This window comes from Streptomyces sp. SD31 (assembly GCF_052068475.1).
Lineage (GTDB): Bacteria > Actinomycetota > Actinomycetes > Streptomycetales > Streptomycetaceae > Streptomyces.
The window spans coordinates 381,226-397,458 of record NZ_JBQHCX010000009.1 but is presented as its reverse complement, the minus strand read 5'-3'; the positions used below and the strand labels follow the sequence as shown (position 1 = coordinate 397,458).

Sequence of the window (16,233 nt, the reverse complement as noted above, 5' to 3'; positions counted from 1 at the left end):
CAAGTCCTCGGCGCCCACGGCGCCCTGGTCATCGACACAGACCTCACCCGCCCCCTACTCCCCCGTCAACGACCCGAAGTCCGTCCCCGACCCCAGCAACAACCCCGCCCCCAGCAGGATCATCGTCGCCGGAACCATGAACGTCGTGATCATCATCGTGGCCTTGGGTACCGCCCGCGCCGCCTTCCGCCGGGCGTTCTGCGCATCCGTGCGGCGCATGTCCTTCGCCAGTGCCACCAGCGTGTCGACGATCGGGGCGCCCAGTTCCTCACCCTGCTGGAGCGCCGTCACGAACATCGCCACCTGTTCCGAGTCGTTGCGCCGCCTCAGCTCCGCGAAGGCCTGGCGGCGGCTCATGCCGAGGTCCATCTGGCGCAGGGTGATGCGGAGTTCGTCGGCCCAGGGACCCTCGTACTTCGAGGCGACCCGGTCCAGTGCCTGGCGGAAGCCCAGGCCCGCGCTCACCACGACCGCGAGTACGTCCAGGAAGTCGGGCAGGGTGCGTTCGATCTCGTCCTTCCTGATCCGGATCGCCGACCAGATGCCGACCTCCGTCCAGAAGGCGCCGAAGGCCAGGAGGAGGAGAGCTATCAGCACCTGGCCGCGGAGGAGGAAGACCAGGAAGCCGACCGCGCCCAGGAAGCCGTACACCGCGCGCCTGGCCGCGTAGCGGTCGATGGTCAGGCCGCCGGGGTTGCCCGCGAGGTCGATCTTGCGGCGGTACTTGGCGACCAGCTTCGGGCCCATCAGGCGCAGTACGGCGGGAGCGTAGCGCATGCCCATGCGGTCGACGACGGAGTCCACGGCGCCGGTGCGGGTCGCGCCGATCTCCAGGGCCAGCGCCAGGTCGCCGGGGAGTTTCGCCTCCGCGCGGTACATGCGGATGCCGGCGAAGATCCCCCACACGCTCAGGGCCATCACCAGGGCCAGGAGAAGTCCCACTTGTCCGAGTCCGATTCCCATTGTCCCGTCGCCTCCTTTCTGCGGCTCAGACGTCGATCCGCGACAGGCGGCGGATGAGTACGAACCCCACCGCGTACAGCCCGAACGCGATCAGCACCGCCGCCTGGCCGAACGGCGAACCCGTCATACGGTCCAGGGCGCCGTCCTGCACGCCGTTCATCAGGAACAGCGAGCCCACGCCCAGGGCCGGGACCGCGTACGACGTCATGCTCACCTGGGACAGCTGGGTACGGACCTCGCGTCGCGTCTCCTTGCGCTCCTCCAGCGTCTCCGTGAGGTTCCGCAGCGCGCTCACCACCTGGCCGCCGGCCCGGTTGGACAGCACCAGCGTGGTCACCAGGACGACCAGTTCGCGGGACGGCAGGCGTTCCGCCAGCTCACCCAGGGCGTCGTCCATCGAGGCGCCCAGCGCCAGCTGGTTGGAGACCTTGGCCAGTTCCTCGCCCGCCGGGGCCTCCAGTTCCTCCGCGGCCAGGCCGATGGCCGTACGCAGGGCGAGTCCCGCGTGAGCCGCGTTCGCCAGGATGCGGGCCATTTCCGGGAGTTGGTTGATGAACCTCTCGATGCGCTTCTGGCGTTGCCAGTTGAGGAACTGCACCGCCGCCCACACGCCCAGCAGGCCCGCGATCGGGCCGAAGAACGGCGCCAGGGTCGCCTGGCCGACCAGCCACAGGCCCGCCACCGTCGCCAGCATGTAGACGAAGAACTCACCGGGGGTCACGTCCAGGCCGGTCGCCGCCAGGCGGAGTTCCAGCCGCTTTCCCGGCTTCGTACGGCGCAGGCGGCGGTCCAGGTCCGCGAAGCGGCGTCGGCGGCCGCCGGCTCCGGCGATCTGGCCGCTGGCCGTCAGACGGTCGACCAAGGCCTGGCGCTGGGCCCGGCCGGCGGCGTACGCGTGGACGCCCACCACGGCCAGGGCGCAGGTCAGCAGGGCGACGCCGGTCGTGAGGGTGATGCGGGTCTGCAGGTCCATGGGTGGGGTCCTACCTGGCTTCTCGGGTGGCGAGCTCGAGCGGTGACTGGGCGACGCCGAAGGCCTGGGGTATCGGCTGGCTCGCCATGTAGAGGCGGTCCGCGGTGCGGCGCGGGAGGGGGTAGTACGCGAAGGCGCCGTGGACGCGGCCGTCCGGCGTCATGGGCTGGGCGTGGAAGCGGGCCGCCGTCACCACGCGGTACGGCTCCGCGCCGTGGCTGTCCAGGATCGCGATCTCGGTGATCCTGCGGGCGCCGTCCGGGAAACGGGTCAGCTGGATGATCACGTCCACCGCGCTGTTGATCTGGTCGTGCAGCGCCTCGAAGGGGACCGTCACATCGGCCATGGACGCGAGGGTCTTCAGGCGCATCAGGGCGTCCTCCGTGCTGTTGGCGTGCACGGTGGCGAGGGAGCCGTCGTGGCCGGTCGACATCGCCTGGAGCATGTCCAGGGACTCGCCGCCGCGGGAGGGAGTTGCGGACCAGGTCGCGGATCGTGACCTGGCCCTTGCCCTCGACGTTCGGCGGGCGCGACTCCAGCCGGATCACATGGGACTGCTGGAGCTGGAGTTCGGCCGAGTCCTCGATGGTGATGATGCGCTCGCGCTCGGGGATCAGCCCCGACAGGGCGTTGAGCAGCGTGGTCTTGCCCGTGCCCGTCGCGCCCGAGACGATGATGTTGAACTTCGCCTGCACCAGCCCGGCCAGCAGATACACCATGGGCTCGTCGAGCGAACCGAGGCCGGTCATCTCGTGCAGGGTGAAGGAGCGGGGGAAACGGCGGATCGTCAGCGTCGCGCCGGTCAGGGACAGCGGCGGGATGATGACGTTCACGCGCTCGCCGGACGGCAGGCGCGCGTCCACCATCGGGTTGGACTCGTCCACCCGCCGGTTCACCGTCGAGACGATCCGCTCGATCGTCTGCATCAGCTGGTCGTGGGACGGGAAGCGGAGCGGCAACTGCTCGACCCGGCCCGCGCGTTCGACGAAGATCGCGTCCGGGCCGTTCACCATGATCTCGGTGATCGACGCGTCCTCCAGGAGGGGTTCGAGGATGCCGAGTCCGAGCGCCTCGTCGACGACCCTGCGGATCAGCTGCGAGCGCTCGACCGTCGACAGCACCGGGCCCTCACGGCTGATGATGTGCCCGAGGACTCGTTCCAGGCGGGCCCGGCGCTCCGCCGCCGCCAGGGAGCTCATCTCCGCGAGGTCGATCTCCTCCAGGAGCTTGGCCCGGTACGAGGCGACCAGGTGGCCGTCCTCGCCCCGGCTGCCGGGCTCCTCGGGGGTGTTGATGCGTGCGCGCAGGCTCATCGTCGGTGCTCCTCGTTCCTGCGTCAGTCGGTGGTCGAGTCGAGCGGCATGGTCGCGGTCTTCTGTGCGTCGCCGAAGTCCCAGCCGGGAACGATGGACGGGATCCGGACGGTGGCGGTGACCGTGACCACGTCGCCGCCGGACGCCTCCGCGCAGTCGGTCCCGGCGGCGAGCCAGCTGCTGACCGCGGTCTGGCACCCTTCCTGGGCGGCACCGGGTTCGAGGGAGGCGGCACGCGCTCCCGCCCGGGCCGCCGTTCCGGCCTGCTGGGCGGTGTAGGCGATGAGCCCGATCTGTACGCCCGCCATGGCGACGAGGATCAGGATCGGGATGAACCCGAGGTACTCGATGGCGACTTGGCCGCGGTCGCGGACTTTCCTGTCGTACGGCATCTCAGTCCCTGTCCTCCTCGACGGCGCCCGCGTGGCCCTCGATGTCGAAGGGGAAACCGATGGCGCCGGGGAAGAGGACGGGGATCCGGAGCCTGACGTCGGCCGTGACGTAGCCGCCCTCGGCACCGCAGGTCACCTCGCCGGTCCACGCGTCGGGGAGCTTGTCCAACCCGGCCTCCTGGCAGGCCCCGAGCCGCTCGCCGGACGGTACCGCCGTAGCCGCCCGCGCCGCCTCGTCCGCAGCATTCCCCGCGAGGGTGAACGTGTACCCCACCAGCACGAACTGCCACAGCAGCACCAAGGTGACGATGATCAGCGGCATCATGCCCAGGAACTCGATCGTCACCTGGCCCTTGTCCCCCCGCCGCTTCACCTCCCGAGCTCCTTGCGCCGCCGGAACGTCAGCGCCGCCGTCCGGTCCCCGCCCCGCGCCCGGCCGTTGCGGCGCTGCTGGGCGGCGCCCTCGGTGCCCTTGACCAGGCCCAGCTCGCCCGCGAGCGCCCACAGGGCCTGCTTGACCGACCCCTTGCTGTCCAGCTCGTGCACCCGGCCGGCGTCGACCGCGCCCTGGAGTTCCTTGAAGTTGGCGGGGATCGCGGTGCTCGCGATGCCCGTGCCGGTGATCCGCTGGATCAGGGCGGGCTGGATCTCGGTGGCGCGCGAGTAGCGGTTGACGACGATCGTGGTCTCCTCCGCCTTGCGGATCTGCAGGCGGTCCCACATCCGGACGGTGCGCTTGGCGCCGCGCACCGCGACCACGTCCGGAGTGGTGACGAGGAGCGCCGTGTCGGCCATCTCCACGGCGGCCGCGCTCGCGCCGGTCAGCTGGGCGCCGCAGTCGATGACGACGACCTCGTAGCGGGAGCGCAGGGCGCCGACGATGTGGCGGGCGGCGCGGTCGGTGACCTCCTCGCCGCGTTCGCCGTCGCCGGGGGCGAGGAGCAGGGAGACGCCGGTGTCGTGCCGGAACACCGCGTCCGCCAGCACGCGCGGCGTGATGTCGTTGATGGTGGCGAGGTCGACGACCGAGCGGCGGAACTGGATGTCCAGGTAGGCGGCGATGTCGCCGGTCTGCAGGTCCATGTCGAGCAGGGCGGTGCTGCGGCCCGACGCCTGGGCGGCGAGGGCCAGTTGGACGGCCGTGAGGGTGGTCCCGACCCCGCCCTTCGCGCCGCTCACCGTCACGACCGTGCCGCCGACGCCGCTGAACACATCGCCGCCGGCGCCGAGATGACGCCGTACACCCACCGACCACTGGGCCACCGCGTTGACGCGGCTGGCCAGCTCCTCGTAGCTCAGCGGCAGGGCGACCAGGCCCCGCGCGCCGTAGTCCATGGCGGCCTGGAAGAGGCCGGGGCTCGCGTCGGAGGTGACGAGGATGACGCCCACCGCCGGGAAGCGCAGGGCGACGTCGCGGATGAGTTCCAGGGCCGGGACGGGTCCGATGCGTTCGTGGACGACGACGACCTCGGGCAGCTCGTCGATGGACTCGGCGGCCAGGCGGGCGAGGGTGTCGACGAGTTGGGTGGAGTCGGCCACCGGGGCCACCGGCTCGGCGTCGGGGAGCTGGCTGAGCAGCGTCGTGAGGGACCGGACCGCGTCCGCGTCGCCGACGGCCGGGAGGATCCTCGTGGGCATGGGGGCCTCTCACTTGTCCTTGGCGAGTTCGTATGTGCGGTCCGTGGCGTCGACGTCGGAGCCGGTGCCGGGTGCCACCAGGGCGAGCCGGACCTCGTCGGCGAACGACTCGGCGTAGGTGATGCGCTGGGCGTCGATGGTCTGGAGCGCGAAGGTGATCGGGACGGCGTCGGTGGGCTCGCGGTCGCGGTCGTCGGCGTCGGGCTCGAGGGCGGTCTGATCGCCCACGTCGATGACCCTGGCGTTCTCCACGATGAGCTTGGACTGGTCGGGGTCGCCGTCACGCTGCCCCTCGAAGGTGGCGTAGATGTTGACGGTGGCGCCGGGGGTGATCTTGCCGGCCACGCCGGTCGCCGCGTCGATGAGGATGGCGATCTCCTGCTCTCCCGACTTCAGGGCGGGCTGGTCGACGATCATGTCGCTCTGGAGCAGCGAGCCCTTCTGGAGGGTCGTGACGGCGATCTTGCCCTGGATCTCGCGGAGGTTGGTGACCGCGTTGTCCGACAGCCACCGCTCGGGCATCTCGATCTTCTCGAACTGACCGGCGCCGAGCTGCGTGTAGGGGGCGATGTTCGCCTTGACGCGGTAGGCGGTGACCTCGGGACCGACCTTGGACTTCACGTCGTTGATGACGGACAGGACGCCGGCGAAGGCGCCGAGGGCGCACACGATCGACAGGAGCAGGAGTATCACGCCACGGCGCTGACGGGAGTTCATTGAACCGTACAACCTCATTGGGGGAATCGGTCGGGAGCGGTCGGGTGGGGTCGGGGCGGCCAGGGCGGCCGGGTCCGGTCAGCCGGCGCGGGCCGGTTGCTCGTGGGCGGGCGGGACGGCGGAGCAGAAGACGCAGCGGTCGCCGATGACGTCGATGCCGCACCAGTGACAGGAGTTCTGCCGTACCGAGGTGACCAGTTGGTAAAGCACCGACAGATCGGGCAGATACGCGCAGAACTCGATCAGCTTGGGCGTCCCCCACCAGGTGGCCGACTCGGCGGGCAGCGCTGCCTCGCGCAGGCCCTGTGCGTTCCAGACCTTGACCAGGTTGGAGGTGACCCAGTCGGACTGGAGCTGCCCCTGGGCGACCAGCATCGACGTGCGGAACTCCGGGCCGCTCAGGGTGGCTCCGGGGGCGATCCGGACCAGTTGCGGCGTCGGGTGGGCGAGCACGCCGAACTGGCTGCCGGGCACCCAGGACTTCGCGTGCGACTTGAGGTCGACGGGGATGCGGTCCAGCTTGGCGACGGAGCCGAGAAGGGCCCCGGCGTGGATGTAGTGGGTGAGCAGCCGGCCGGCCGAGGCGAGGACGCCGGGGCTGAGGTCGCAGGAGGCCAGCTGCCGCAACTGGCGGGCGAGGACGGCGAGTCCGAGCGGGGGCAGGTCAGGGCGGAACAGGGCGATACGGTCGCTCTCCAGGAGGGACCGTACGGTGCGCAGCCGCTGCACGACCTCACGTGGGGCGGCCTGTGAGCAGACGACGACCACATGACCGTGCTGCTCGATCAGGGTCTGCAGGTCCGCCAACGACAGCTCCAGCGGCTCCCGGCCGAGGTCTCCGAGCACGACGGCGGGCACGGTTCGCTCGTCCTGCGCCGGCAGCGCCATGTCGGCGCTGGTCACGGCAATGGCAGTTGGCACGCGCAGCTCCCCGATGACTTCATTGCGTGACTGTCTCAGCACTGTATCCACGGCTCTGTGGCCGGAGAACAGCTTCTCTGCAGCCGGGAAGGAACTCCTCTCGCACAAGTCACGCCAAAACGGGGCAGGTTACGCACACGAATTCTCCACCATCCGAATCCCTTGACACGTGAATTGGTCTGGACCAAGTTGTTCGGCATGCCTCTTGTCATGTCCATACGCAGCAGATTCCGGATGGCCGCGGTCACGGCCGCCCTCGCCCTCACCTTCCTCCCCGCGGGCCACGCCTCGGCCGCGGACGTCAACAACGCCAAGAACGCCGGCTTCGAGTCCGGCCTGAGCGACTGGACCTGTTCCGCGAACAGCGGCACGACCGTCTCCGCACCGGTACACGGCGGTTCGACCGCCCTGAAGGCCACGCCGGCCGGGCAGGACAACGCCCGCTGCACCCAGGCGGTGGCGGTGCAGCCCAACTCGACGTACACGCTGAGCGCGTGGGCGCAGGGGGGCTACACCTACCTGGGCGTGACCGGCACCGGCACGACCGACGTCTCGACCTGGACGCCGGACACGACGACCTGGAAGCAGCTGTCGACCACCTTCACCACCGGCGCCTCCACGAGGTCGGTGACGGTGTACACGCACGGCTGGTACGGACAGGCGGCCTACTACGCGGACGACGTGTCGGTGTACGGCCCCGACGGAGGCGGCGGCACCGGCCCCTCCCCCACGATCCCGGGGGCCCCGAGCGGCCTCACCGTGTCGGGTACGACCTCCTCGTCGGTCTCCCTGGCCTGGAACACCGTCTCGGGCGCGACCGGCTACCACGTCTACCGCAACGGCACGAAGGTGACCGCGGTGACCGGCACCTCGGCGACCGTGACCGGGCTCGCGGCCTCGACGTCGTACTCCTTCCAGGTCACGGCGGCCAACGCGGCCGGTGAGTCGCCGAAGTCGGCGGCGGTCACGGCGACGACGAACACGCCGACCGGCCCCGGCCCCGCCCTCCCCAAGCACGCGGTGACCGGCTACTGGCAGAACTTCGACAACGGGGCCACGGTCCAGAAGCTCGCCGACGTCCAGTCCCCGTACGACATCATCGCCGTCGCCTTCGCGGACGCGACCTCGACGCCGGGCGCGGTGACCTTCAACCTGGACTCGGCCGGCCTTGGCGGTTACACGGTCGACCAGTTCAAGGCCGACATCAGGGCGAAGCAGGCCGCCGGGAAGAAGGTCATCGTCTCGGTCGGCGGCGAGCGCGGCACGGTGGCGGTGAACGACGCGACGTCGGCGACGAACTTCGCGAACTCGGTGTACTCCCTGATGCAGACGTACGGCTTCGACGGTGTCGACATCGACCTGGAGAACGGTCTCAACGCGACGTACATGACCCAGGCGCTGCGCTCGCTCTCGGCGAAGGCGGGCTCGTCGCTGATCATCACGATGGCGCCGCAGACCATCGACATGCAGTCGACGTCGAACGCCTACTTCCGGACCGCGCTGAACATCAAGGACATCCTCACGGTCGTCAACATGCAGTACTACAACAGCGGTTCGATGCTGGGCTGCGACGGCAAGGTCTACAGCCAGGGCTCGGTGGACTTCCTGACCGCCCTGGCCTGTATCCAGTTGGAGGGCGGGCTCGCCCCGTCCCAGGTGGGGCTGGGGCTGCCGGCCTCGACGCGGGGCGCGGGCAGCGGGTATGTGTCACCGTCCGTCGTGAACAACGCCCTGGACTGCCTGACCAAGGGGACGGGATGCGGGACCTTCAAGCCCTCGCGGACCTATCCCGACCTGCGGGGCGCGATGACCTGGTCGACGAACTGGGACGCGACGGCGGGCAACGCCTGGTCGAACGCGGTGGGGCCGCACGTGCACGCGCTGCCGTAGCGGCGCGCCGCCTCCGGGCGGGTGACCGTGGGCCAAGGGGGTGAACCTTCCCTGGCGTGCGGGCGAAGCGTGGGGGCGCGTATCACCGATGACGATTCCTATCGTCATATATGCCTTCAAATGACATCTCATCAAACTGGAGGCAGAGATGCGCGCCCACACGTCCGGCAGACGTTGGATCACTCGATCCTCCCTGGCCCTGGCAGCGACGCTCGGTCTTCTCTCCCCGAACACAGCGTACGGCGATGACGCGGGCGCAGGGGCCAGGGCCAGGACTCCCGTCCAGACGTACGGCAAGGTCCGCGTCTGCGGCACGCGGCTGTGCTCGGAATCCGGCAGGCCCGTCCAGCTGAAGGGCATGAGCACGCACGGCACGCAGTGGTACGCCCACTGCCTGACCGGCCCCGCGCTCGACGCCCTCGCCTATGACTGGAGGGCGAGTGTGCTGCGCGTCTCGACCTATGCGCGCGAGGGCGGATATGCGTCGGATCCGCGGAAGTTCACCGAACTGGCAAGCCAACTCATCGATATGGCGACCGCACGTGGAATGTACGTCATCGTCGACTGGCACACGATTCATCCGGGTGATCCGTTCCAGGACCTGGACAAAGCCCGCGCATTCTTCGAGCAACTCGCCGAACGCCACAAGCACAAGCGCAATGTGATGTACGAGATCGCCAATGAGCCGCACCACGTGCCCTGGTCGACGGTCAAGCGATACGCGGAGACGGTCATTCCGGTGATCCGGTCCCGCGATCCCGACAGTGTGATCCTCGTCCCCACCCCGGCGTGGGCCACGTTCGGCGTGGCGCTGGGTTCCACCGAGCGGGACGTCGTCGCGGATCCCGTGCGCGCCGGCAACATCATGTACACCTTCCACTTCTACGCGTCGGCGGCAGGAGACCCGTTCTACTCAGCCCTGGAGCGCGCCTCTGCCAAGCTCCCCGTCTTCGTCACGGAGTGGGGCACCGCGTCCTGGACGGGCTGGGGCAATGACTTCGCCAAGGCGCAGAAATGGGTCGACCTGATGGCGCGGCGGAAAATCGGCTGGACGAAGTGGAGTCTCTCCGACAACGACAACGACCTCTCGGTCTACAAGAAGGGCGCCTGCCGCGCGGGCACGTTCTCCGGCACCGGCGTTCTCAAGCCCTCCGGTGTCTGGGTCAGGGAGCGGATCAGAGGCTGAGTACCAGGCAGTGCGGCCCGGACGGCCACCTGTACGCCACGACCGGCGACGCCTGGAGCCGGCGCCGGGCACGTCGAGCTCAGCCGAGGGTGCCGGCTCCGAGGACCTCCCGCTTGCTTCGCTCGACGACGGGGACGACTGCTTCGGAGGCGGCCCGGGGCGGGACGAGGATGCGGCCCACGATCGCCGCGTAGAACAGTCCGGAGCACAGCACCAGGCCGAAGTCCGGCGGGTACAGAGTGAGCGTCCGCCAGATCGCGGCGCCCGCCCACACAAGCGCCGTACCGCCGCTCCAGACCCGGACGCCGATCCAGAAGCGCCGGTTGGCGTCCCGGCCGGCGGCGGCCGAACCGGTGGGTCGCCAGGGCTGGTGCCGGCCCCATACGGCGTCCCAGATGGCGAACGTGTGCGCCCAGCCGTACATCAGACGCACGGCCCAAGCTTCGAGCCCGTACGGGCACCTGTGCCACCACGGGAAGATCAACACCGTGTAGATGACGCTGGGCAGGACCGGCAGCATGTACTCGACCTTGACCGTTTCGGGCATGGCCAGCAGGAGGGTGATCGGGATCAGCGGTGCCACTAAGGTGAAGAGCGCCGTGTGGACGTAGTAGAAGAAGCCGGAGACATAACAGAGCCGGGTCGTGAGCCTGAGCTTTGCGTCCCAGAACTTCCTGCTGCCCAGCAGGCTCATGGAACCCGAGCACCAGCGGTACTGCTGGTGGTAGAAGGCGCTCACGTTGTCAGGGCAGTTGCCGGTGGCGAGGGGGATCGGCACATAGCGCAGGTCCCAGCCCAGACGCCGTAGGTCGAAGCCCGTGTGCACGTCCTCCGAGTGCTCGATCAACGTGGTCCCGCCGTTGGCCTCGAGCGCGGTGCGCCGATACACGGCGCAGCTGCCCACGCAGATGGCGCCACCATAGCGCTGCCGGGAGACCTGGATCGCCCGGTAGAACAGTTCCTGTACGGCACCCGCACCACGCTCGACCCACGTCTGCCGGTCGAGCACGCGGAAGTACTGCGGTGACTGGACGATGCCGGTCCTCGGGTCGTACTCCATGTACGGCAGCAGCTCCGCCAGCAGGTCCGCGCGGGGGGCGAAGTCGGCGTCGAGGATGAGGATGTACTCCTCGTCGGAGATGCCCAGCCCGAAGTGCAGGTTGCCGGCCTTCTTGAACCAGCCTCGGTTGGGCCGGCTCGCGTAGACGAAGCCGAACTTCTCGGCCATGGCGGCGAGCGACGGGTCGGCGGAGTCGTCGAGTACGTACGGGACGGACCTGCCGGGGTATCGGTCGGCGAGCCGGCGCACATGCGTCCAGGTGTTCTCCAGCACGTCGACGGGCTCCCCGCACACCGGCAGGAAGATCGCGACCGTCGGGTACTCCTTCGGACGCCAGGCCTGGACCAGTCGGCGATGCGCCGCCAGATCGAAGTCGGCGGTGAAGCCGGTCACCCGCAGGGAGGTCACGTAGTAGAGGACGGTGAAGCCGAGGAACGGCAGCAGGACGATCAGCCACGGTGTCGAGTGGATCAGCCTGAACTGGCTGACGACGAGACAGCTCATGCTGATGAGCGAGGCGGCGGTGAGGATCCAGAGGTGACGCCTCACGTAGGAGTACTTCTCCTCGCTGTCCGGCGGCTGGGGGAGGAGGCGGGTCGCGTTCCGGGACCGGGCTGTCCGCCGGGGGGCCGTCGAGCGGCTCATGTCGTGCTCCTTGGGTGTGGTGTTCACCTCCCACCACAGCCAGCCCGGGTGTGACCTGCGTGTTCAGCTGGTCCGATTGCCACATCGGATGCCCGAAGGAAGGATCCTCACCCCGTGGGCCGGTAGTGGCCGAGCACCCAGGCCAGTTGCGGGAACCACTCCTGCAGCCGCGTCCGGGGCTTGGCCTCCACCACGCACTCGTAGAACCTGCCGTCCATGTGGATCACGGCGACCATCAGGGCCTTGCCGTCGGGGCTCGCCTTGTAGTGGACGCTGCGGACCTCGGGCCAGTGGAACTCGATCGTGAGGCCGGACATCTCGAAGGCGACGCCGGACGGATCGATCACGACCGCGTTGCGCTTGTCGATCGCCAGGAACTCCGGGCCGGCCGGAGCCGGCGGCTGGGGCGGGACCGGGGCGTAGGGAGACTGTGCGGACGCGTACGGAGGCTGGGCAGGTGCGTACGGAGGCTGTGCGGGCGCGAACTGCGGTGGGGGCGGGCCGAAGCCGGGGCCGGGTGGGGGTGGCTGCTCGGTCATCCGTGGGGTCCTCGGTCCTCGTGCTCGCTGGGTACTCGCTGGAACTGATTCGTGCTGCGGTGAAACATTCTTCCAGCCCTGCCGCATCAGTGAGGTGAGGACCTCATCGGCAGCCGGCGCACAGCAACAGGGGGAACGCATGAGACAGGCCCGCGCGGACGAGTACGCGGAGTTCGCGGCGGCCAGAGCCGGACATCTGTACCGGTCGGCCTGTCTGCTGACCGCCGGGGACACCCACCTCGCCGAGGACCTCGTCCAGGAGACCCTGGGCCGGATCTACGTCCGCTGGGGGCGGGTGTCCCGGGCGGACAACCCCGCCGGGTACGCGCAGACCGTCCTCACCCGCGCCTTCCTCACCCACCAGCGGCGACGCAGCAGCTCCGAGCGGGCCACGGACGCGATTCCCGACCGGGCGGCGGCCGACGGCGGACACGGGGATGTGCCGCTGCGGCTGACCCTGCTCCAGGCACTCGCCCGGCTGCCCGCCAAGGACCGGGCCGTGGTCGTCCTGCGGTACTGGGAGGACCGGTCCGTCGAGGAGACCGCCGACGCGCTGAACGCCAGTTCCGCCGCGGTGCGGACACGGTGCACCCGGGCGCTCGGACGGCTGCGCCAGCTGCTGGGCGAGGACCTCGGCGAGTACGCGACTTCCTGACCCACTCCCTCTCCCACGCCTCTCTCCCACGACCTCCCGCGACGTCCTACGACCTCCCACACCCCACTCCCGAGAAACGGTGGTTTGCCATGCCTGTGGAACACGACGAGGACCGCTTCGAGGGGCGGCTCAGTCACGCCCTGCACGACGCCGGTGACCGCTTCGACGCCGACCGGACCGCGCTGGTCGCCGCCGGACAGGCGCGGGGGCGGCGGCTGCGGCTGAGGCGGCGGGCCGCGGTGGTGGGCGGCGCCGCCGGGATCACGGCAGTCGCGGTGGGCGGGGCGCTGCTGGTGCCCTGGGGCGGTTCGCCTGCCCCGCTGCCGTCCAGTTCCAGTGTGGCCGAGCAGCCGTCCGGCACACCGACGTCGTCCCCCGTCCCCCTGACGGGCCGCGAACTCATCGCGACGCTCGAAGATCTGCTCCCCGAGGGCAAGGTCAGCGAGCAGCAGGCACGGGGCACCGAGGACTCGATGCTGCCGCCGTACGTCCACCTCGTGTACGACGACGGTCAGGGCCCGGGGGCCGTCGGCGTCAGCCTGAACCGCGTCGAGCCCGGCAGCGACCAGGCCCGCGAGACGACCGACTGCCCGGACAAGACACTGGTCCCGCACGACAGCTGCGTCTCCACCAGGCTGGCCGACGGCTCGCTGCTCAAGCTGTTCCAGGGGTACGAGTATCCCGACCGGCGCGTCGACACCAAGATGTGGTCGGCCGACCTGATCACCCCGGCGGGACAGCATGTCTCGGTCAACGAGTGGAACGCCGCCGCCCAGAAGGACGCGCCGATCAGCAGAAGCGAACCTCCCCTGTCGACCACCCAGTTGAAGGAGCTGGTGACGGCCCAGGTGTGGCGCAAGTACGTCGAGTTCATTCCCCAGGACCCGAAGAAGCCGAAGCCGTCGGCCACGCCGAGCACCGTCGTCGAACCGGGCGTGGACTCGGTGCTGGCCACGCTCGTCCCGCTCCTCCCCAAGGGAGTCGAGGTGGTCGAGAAGGGCAACGACTACACGTATCTCGTCCTCGACGACGGCAAGGGCAGGAGCTACGTCCAGATCGACGTCCAGCACGGCATGGGGGACAAGGAGACCGTCGACCAGCTCTTCGGCGACGGCGCCGAGACGCTGCCCGACGGCACGAAGGTCGCCTCTCGGCAGAGCGGCGGCGACAAGGGCGTCGACGGCGCCGTGATGTGGACCGTCGACACCCTCCGCGCGGGTACGGACGGCTTCCGGGTCGTCATCAGCGCCTTCAACTCCGGCACCCAGCACGACGCCCCGACCCGCGAGACCCCCGCCCTGACCATGAAGCAGCTCCGGGAGATCGCCCTCAGCCCGCAGTGGGACCGGTTCCGCTAGGCCTCGACATGGGGGCTAGAAGAACTCCGCCCACGGCTGGTCCCAGATCTGCTTCACGCACAGCACCAGGAACAGCAGGCCGGCGATCGCCAGCATGGCGTTGCTCAGCGGGCCGTTGCGCCACTGGCTCGGGGTGCGGGAGGAGTTGAGGAGCCAGATCAGGGTGCCGGCGAGGAAGGGCAGGAAGGCAGCGCCCAGGACGCCGTAGATGATGATCAGGCGGAAGGGCTGGCCCTGGAAGAGCAGGACGATGGGCGGGAAGGTCAGCCAGAGCAGGTAGGCGCGGAAGGGCCAGGAACGCTCCCGCTCGCCCGAGGCGACCTCCTCGCCCTTCAGCGCCTCCCGCCCCCGGTAGCGGGTCACGAAGTCCGCGAACATCAGGCTCACGCCGTGCCAGACGCCGATGAGGGAGGTGAAGGAGGTGGCGAAGAAGCCGATCAGGAAGAACTTGGCGGTCGCCGTGCCGTATTCGTCCTCCAGGATGCCGCCGAGCTGGATCAGGCCCTTGTCGCCGCTGGCGATGGCGATGTTCGCGGAGTGCAGCAGCTCGGCGCCGACGAAGAGCATCGCGATGACGAAGATGCCCGTCGTGGCGTACGCGACGCGGTTGTCGAGCCGCATGACCTTCATCCAGCCGGTGTTCGTCCAGCCCTTGGCGTTGACCCAATAGCCGTACGCGGCCAGCGTGATGGTGCCGCCGACGCCACCGATCAGGCCGAGGGTGTTGAGGATCGAGTCCTTCTCGTCGGGCAGGACGGGCAGCAGACCGGCGAAGGCGTCCCCGAGGTTGGGCGTGACGCGGATCGCCAGATACACCGTCACCACGAACATGACGCCCACCAGGACCGTCATGACCTTCTCGAAGACGGCGTACTTGTTGAACCAGACGAAGACCAGGCCGACCAGTCCGCAGGCGATGGCCCACCATTCGAGGTCCATCACGCCCGGGAACAGCGCCTGGAGCGGCAGCGCGCTCGACGACATCGCCGCCGCGCCGTAGACGAAGCCCCAGATCACGACGTAGACGGCGAAGAACCAGGTGGTCCAGCGGCCGAGGCTCGCCCAGCCGTCGAAGAGGGTGCGGCCGGTCGACAGATGCCAGCGGCCCGCCGCCTCGGCCAGGGAGATCTTGACCAGGCAGCCGATGATCGCCGCCCAGAGCAGGGTGTAGCCGAAGTTGCTGCCCGCGATGAGGGTGGCGACGAGGTCGCCGGCGCCGACGCCGGTCGCGGCGACGACGATGCCGGGACCGATGTACCGCCAACTGGACTTGCGAGGCCGGGAGTCCGCCTCACCGGCCTGGGATGTCTCTGTGTTTCCCGTGGTTTCCGCCATGGTGGTCAAGAAAGCTCAAAGGAGCCGGTCGGACAAGAGGGCGTGCGCGATCTCCACCCGATGTGCTCATGGGTGTTCGGGGCGGGTACTACGGCTGTCGCCGACCACAGCCGTCGGACCCGCACGTCGCGAGCTCGAACCACACCGTCTTGCCCGACCCGTCCTGGTGGCAGCCCCAGCGCCGGGCGAGCGCGTCCACCAGGAACATCCCCCGGCCGCTCTCCGAGGCGCCGGCGTCCAGCACCATCGGTACGCGCCGGCCGCCGTCCCGGACCTCGCAGCGCAGGATCCCGTGCGCGGCGAACAGGGTGAGCCCGAAGCGGCTCGCGGAGTGCAGCAGGGCGTTGGTGGCCAGTTCGCTCACCAACAGCTCGGCCACGTCCACCACGTCGTCCAGGTCCGCGAGCCCCCATCCCTCCAACTGGCGGCGGACCTCCGCGCGGGCCTCACGAACCGCGGAGGGACGGGGGTCGTAGTCGACGCTCCGATGGCCGGCCCCCAGGGGTGGTTGGGGATACGAACCGTACTGAGGACCAGGATCCGGGAAGCGCGCCCCGTCGAGGTGCAGCATGGGTACAGGGTGGCGCGCACGGGGGTACGGCGCACGGGGAGGAATACCTGATTCCATACCTGCACCGATCCCCGCAC

Annotated in this window: 15 protein-coding genes and 1 pseudogene; 4 read left to right on the top strand and 12 right to left on the bottom strand. The window is 69.6% G+C overall.

All coding sequences use genetic code 11. The features are described from left to right. Positions 1-54 precede the first annotated feature (54 nt). From ACTMVF_RS21880 to ACTMVF_RS21845, 8 genes and pseudogenes are all read right to left on the bottom strand, one after another. A complete protein-coding gene (locus ACTMVF_RS21880) occupies positions 55-942 on the bottom strand; it encodes a DUF5936 domain-containing protein (protein ID WP_441272818.1) in 888 nt (295 codons plus the stop codon). A 46-nt stretch (positions 943-988) separates the two neighbouring features. Then, the gene (locus ACTMVF_RS21875) at positions 989-1,936 is read right to left on the bottom strand and encodes a type II secretion system F family protein (protein ID WP_441272760.1); all 948 of its coding nucleotides are present in this window, start codon (positions 1,934-1,936) and stop codon (positions 989-991) included. A gap of 10 nt (positions 1,937-1,946) precedes the next feature. Then, positions 1,947-3,249, bottom strand: a pseudogene (locus ACTMVF_RS21870) (CpaF family protein). Between the two features lie 23 nt (positions 3,250-3,272). Further along, positions 3,273-3,641 carry a TadE/TadG family type IV pilus assembly protein gene (locus ACTMVF_RS21865; RefSeq protein WP_441272759.1) on the bottom strand — a complete coding sequence of 123 codons (369 nt, stop codon included), beginning with the start codon at positions 3,639-3,641 and terminating at the stop codon, positions 3,273-3,275. A 1-nt stretch (position 3,642) separates the two neighbouring features. Beyond that, a complete protein-coding gene (locus tag ACTMVF_RS21860; RefSeq protein WP_441272817.1) occupies positions 3,643-3,966 on the bottom strand; it encodes a pilus assembly protein in 324 nt (107 codons plus the stop codon). Between the two features lie 44 nt (positions 3,967-4,010). Further along, positions 4,011-5,279, bottom strand: a complete 1,269-nt coding sequence (locus ACTMVF_RS21855; RefSeq protein ID WP_441272758.1) for an AAA family ATPase — start codon at positions 5,277-5,279, stop codon at positions 4,011-4,013. Positions 5,280-5,288: 9 nt separating this feature from the next. Then, positions 5,289-5,996, bottom strand: a complete 708-nt coding sequence (gene cpaB / locus ACTMVF_RS21850) for a Flp pilus assembly protein CpaB (RefSeq protein ID WP_441272757.1) — start codon at positions 5,994-5,996, stop codon at positions 5,289-5,291. 78 nt (positions 5,997-6,074) lie between these two features. Then, positions 6,075-6,884 carry a hypothetical protein gene (locus tag ACTMVF_RS21845; protein WP_441272816.1) on the bottom strand — a complete coding sequence of 270 codons (810 nt, stop codon included), beginning with the start codon at positions 6,882-6,884 and terminating at the stop codon, positions 6,075-6,077. Positions 6,885-7,127: 243 nt separating this feature from the next. Between ACTMVF_RS21845 and ACTMVF_RS21840 the strand changes: the two genes are divergently transcribed. Next, positions 7,128-8,807 (top strand): chitinase, encoded by a 1,680-nt coding sequence (locus tag ACTMVF_RS21840; protein ID WP_441272756.1) that lies wholly within the window; start codon positions 7,128-7,130, stop codon positions 8,805-8,807. A gap of 148 nt (positions 8,808-8,955) precedes the next feature. Then, a complete protein-coding gene (locus ACTMVF_RS21835; RefSeq protein ID WP_441272755.1) occupies positions 8,956-9,993 on the top strand; it encodes a glycoside hydrolase family 5 protein in 1,038 nt (345 codons plus the stop codon). Positions 9,994-10,072: 79 nt separating this feature from the next. Here ACTMVF_RS21835 and ACTMVF_RS21830 read toward each other — a convergent pair whose 3' ends face one another. Together ACTMVF_RS21830 and ACTMVF_RS21825 are read right to left on the bottom strand one after the other, a co-directional pair. Further along, positions 10,073-11,698: a glycosyltransferase family 2 protein gene (locus ACTMVF_RS21830; protein WP_441272754.1), complete on the bottom strand. Its 1,626-nt coding sequence runs from the start codon at positions 11,696-11,698 to the stop codon at positions 10,073-10,075. Between the two features lie 107 nt (positions 11,699-11,805). Then, a complete protein-coding gene (locus ACTMVF_RS21825) occupies positions 11,806-12,237 on the bottom strand; it encodes a hypothetical protein (protein WP_441272753.1) in 432 nt (143 codons plus the stop codon). A 139-nt stretch (positions 12,238-12,376) separates the two neighbouring features. Between ACTMVF_RS21825 and ACTMVF_RS21820 the strand changes: the two genes are divergently transcribed. Together ACTMVF_RS21820 and ACTMVF_RS21815 are read left to right on the top strand one after the other, a co-directional pair. Further along, complete coding sequence (locus ACTMVF_RS21820; protein ID WP_441272752.1) at positions 12,377-12,892, top strand: SigE family RNA polymerase sigma factor; 516 nt, start codon at positions 12,377-12,379, stop codon at positions 12,890-12,892. Between the two features lie 89 nt (positions 12,893-12,981). After that, positions 12,982-14,250: a hypothetical protein gene (locus ACTMVF_RS21815; RefSeq protein ID WP_441272751.1), complete on the top strand. Its 1,269-nt coding sequence runs from the start codon at positions 12,982-12,984 to the stop codon at positions 14,248-14,250. 15 nt (positions 14,251-14,265) lie between these two features. Here the strand turns inward: ACTMVF_RS21815 and ACTMVF_RS21810 are convergent, their stop codons facing one another. Then, on the bottom strand, positions 14,266-15,585 hold the full coding sequence (locus ACTMVF_RS21810) for an Nramp family divalent metal transporter (RefSeq protein WP_441272750.1): 1,320 nt from the start codon (positions 15,583-15,585) through the stop codon (positions 14,266-14,268). 88 nt (positions 15,586-15,673) lie between these two features. Next, on the bottom strand, positions 15,674-16,156 hold the full coding sequence (locus ACTMVF_RS21805; protein ID WP_441272749.1) for an ATP-binding protein: 483 nt from the start codon (positions 16,154-16,156) through the stop codon (positions 15,674-15,676). Positions 16,157-16,233 lie beyond the last annotated feature (77 nt).

Coding starts and splice junctions, on each gene's coding strand:
- ACTMVF_RS21865 (WP_441272759.1), bottom strand. CDS start 3,641: ATGCCGTACGACAGGAAAGTCCGCGACCGCGGCCAAGTCGCCATCGAG.
- ACTMVF_RS21830 (WP_441272754.1), bottom strand. CDS start 11,698: ATGAGCCGCTCGACGGCCCCCCGGCGGACAGCCCGGTCCCGGAACGCG.
- ACTMVF_RS21875 (WP_441272760.1), bottom strand. CDS start 1,936: ATGGACCTGCAGACCCGCATCACCCTCACGACCGGCGTCGCCCTGCTG.
- ACTMVF_RS21840 (WP_441272756.1), top strand. CDS start 7,128: ATGTCCATACGCAGCAGATTCCGGATGGCCGCGGTCACGGCCGCCCTC.
- ACTMVF_RS21825 (WP_441272753.1), bottom strand. CDS start 12,237: ATGACCGAGCAGCCACCCCCACCCGGCCCCGGCTTCGGCCCGCCCCCA.
- ACTMVF_RS21810 (WP_441272750.1), bottom strand. CDS start 15,585: ATGGCGGAAACCACGGGAAACACAGAGACATCCCAGGCCGGTGAGGCG.
- ACTMVF_RS21845 (WP_441272816.1), bottom strand. CDS start 6,884: ATGGCGCTGCCGGCGCAGGACGAGCGAACCGTGCCCGCCGTCGTGCTC.
- ACTMVF_RS21855 (WP_441272758.1), bottom strand. CDS start 5,279: ATGCCCACGAGGATCCTCCCGGCCGTCGGCGACGCGGACGCGGTCCGG.
- ACTMVF_RS21835 (WP_441272755.1), top strand. CDS start 8,956: ATGCGCGCCCACACGTCCGGCAGACGTTGGATCACTCGATCCTCCCTG.
- cpaB (WP_441272757.1), bottom strand. CDS start 5,996: ATGAACTCCCGTCAGCGCCGTGGCGTGATACTCCTGCTCCTGTCGATC.
- ACTMVF_RS21860 (WP_441272817.1), bottom strand. CDS start 3,966: ATGATGCCGCTGATCATCGTCACCTTGGTGCTGCTGTGGCAGTTCGTG.
- ACTMVF_RS21820 (WP_441272752.1), top strand. CDS start 12,377: ATGAGACAGGCCCGCGCGGACGAGTACGCGGAGTTCGCGGCGGCCAGA.
- ACTMVF_RS21805 (WP_441272749.1), bottom strand. CDS start 16,156: ATGCTGCACCTCGACGGGGCGCGCTTCCCGGATCCTGGTCCTCAGTAC.
- ACTMVF_RS21815 (WP_441272751.1), top strand. CDS start 12,982: ATGCCTGTGGAACACGACGAGGACCGCTTCGAGGGGCGGCTCAGTCAC.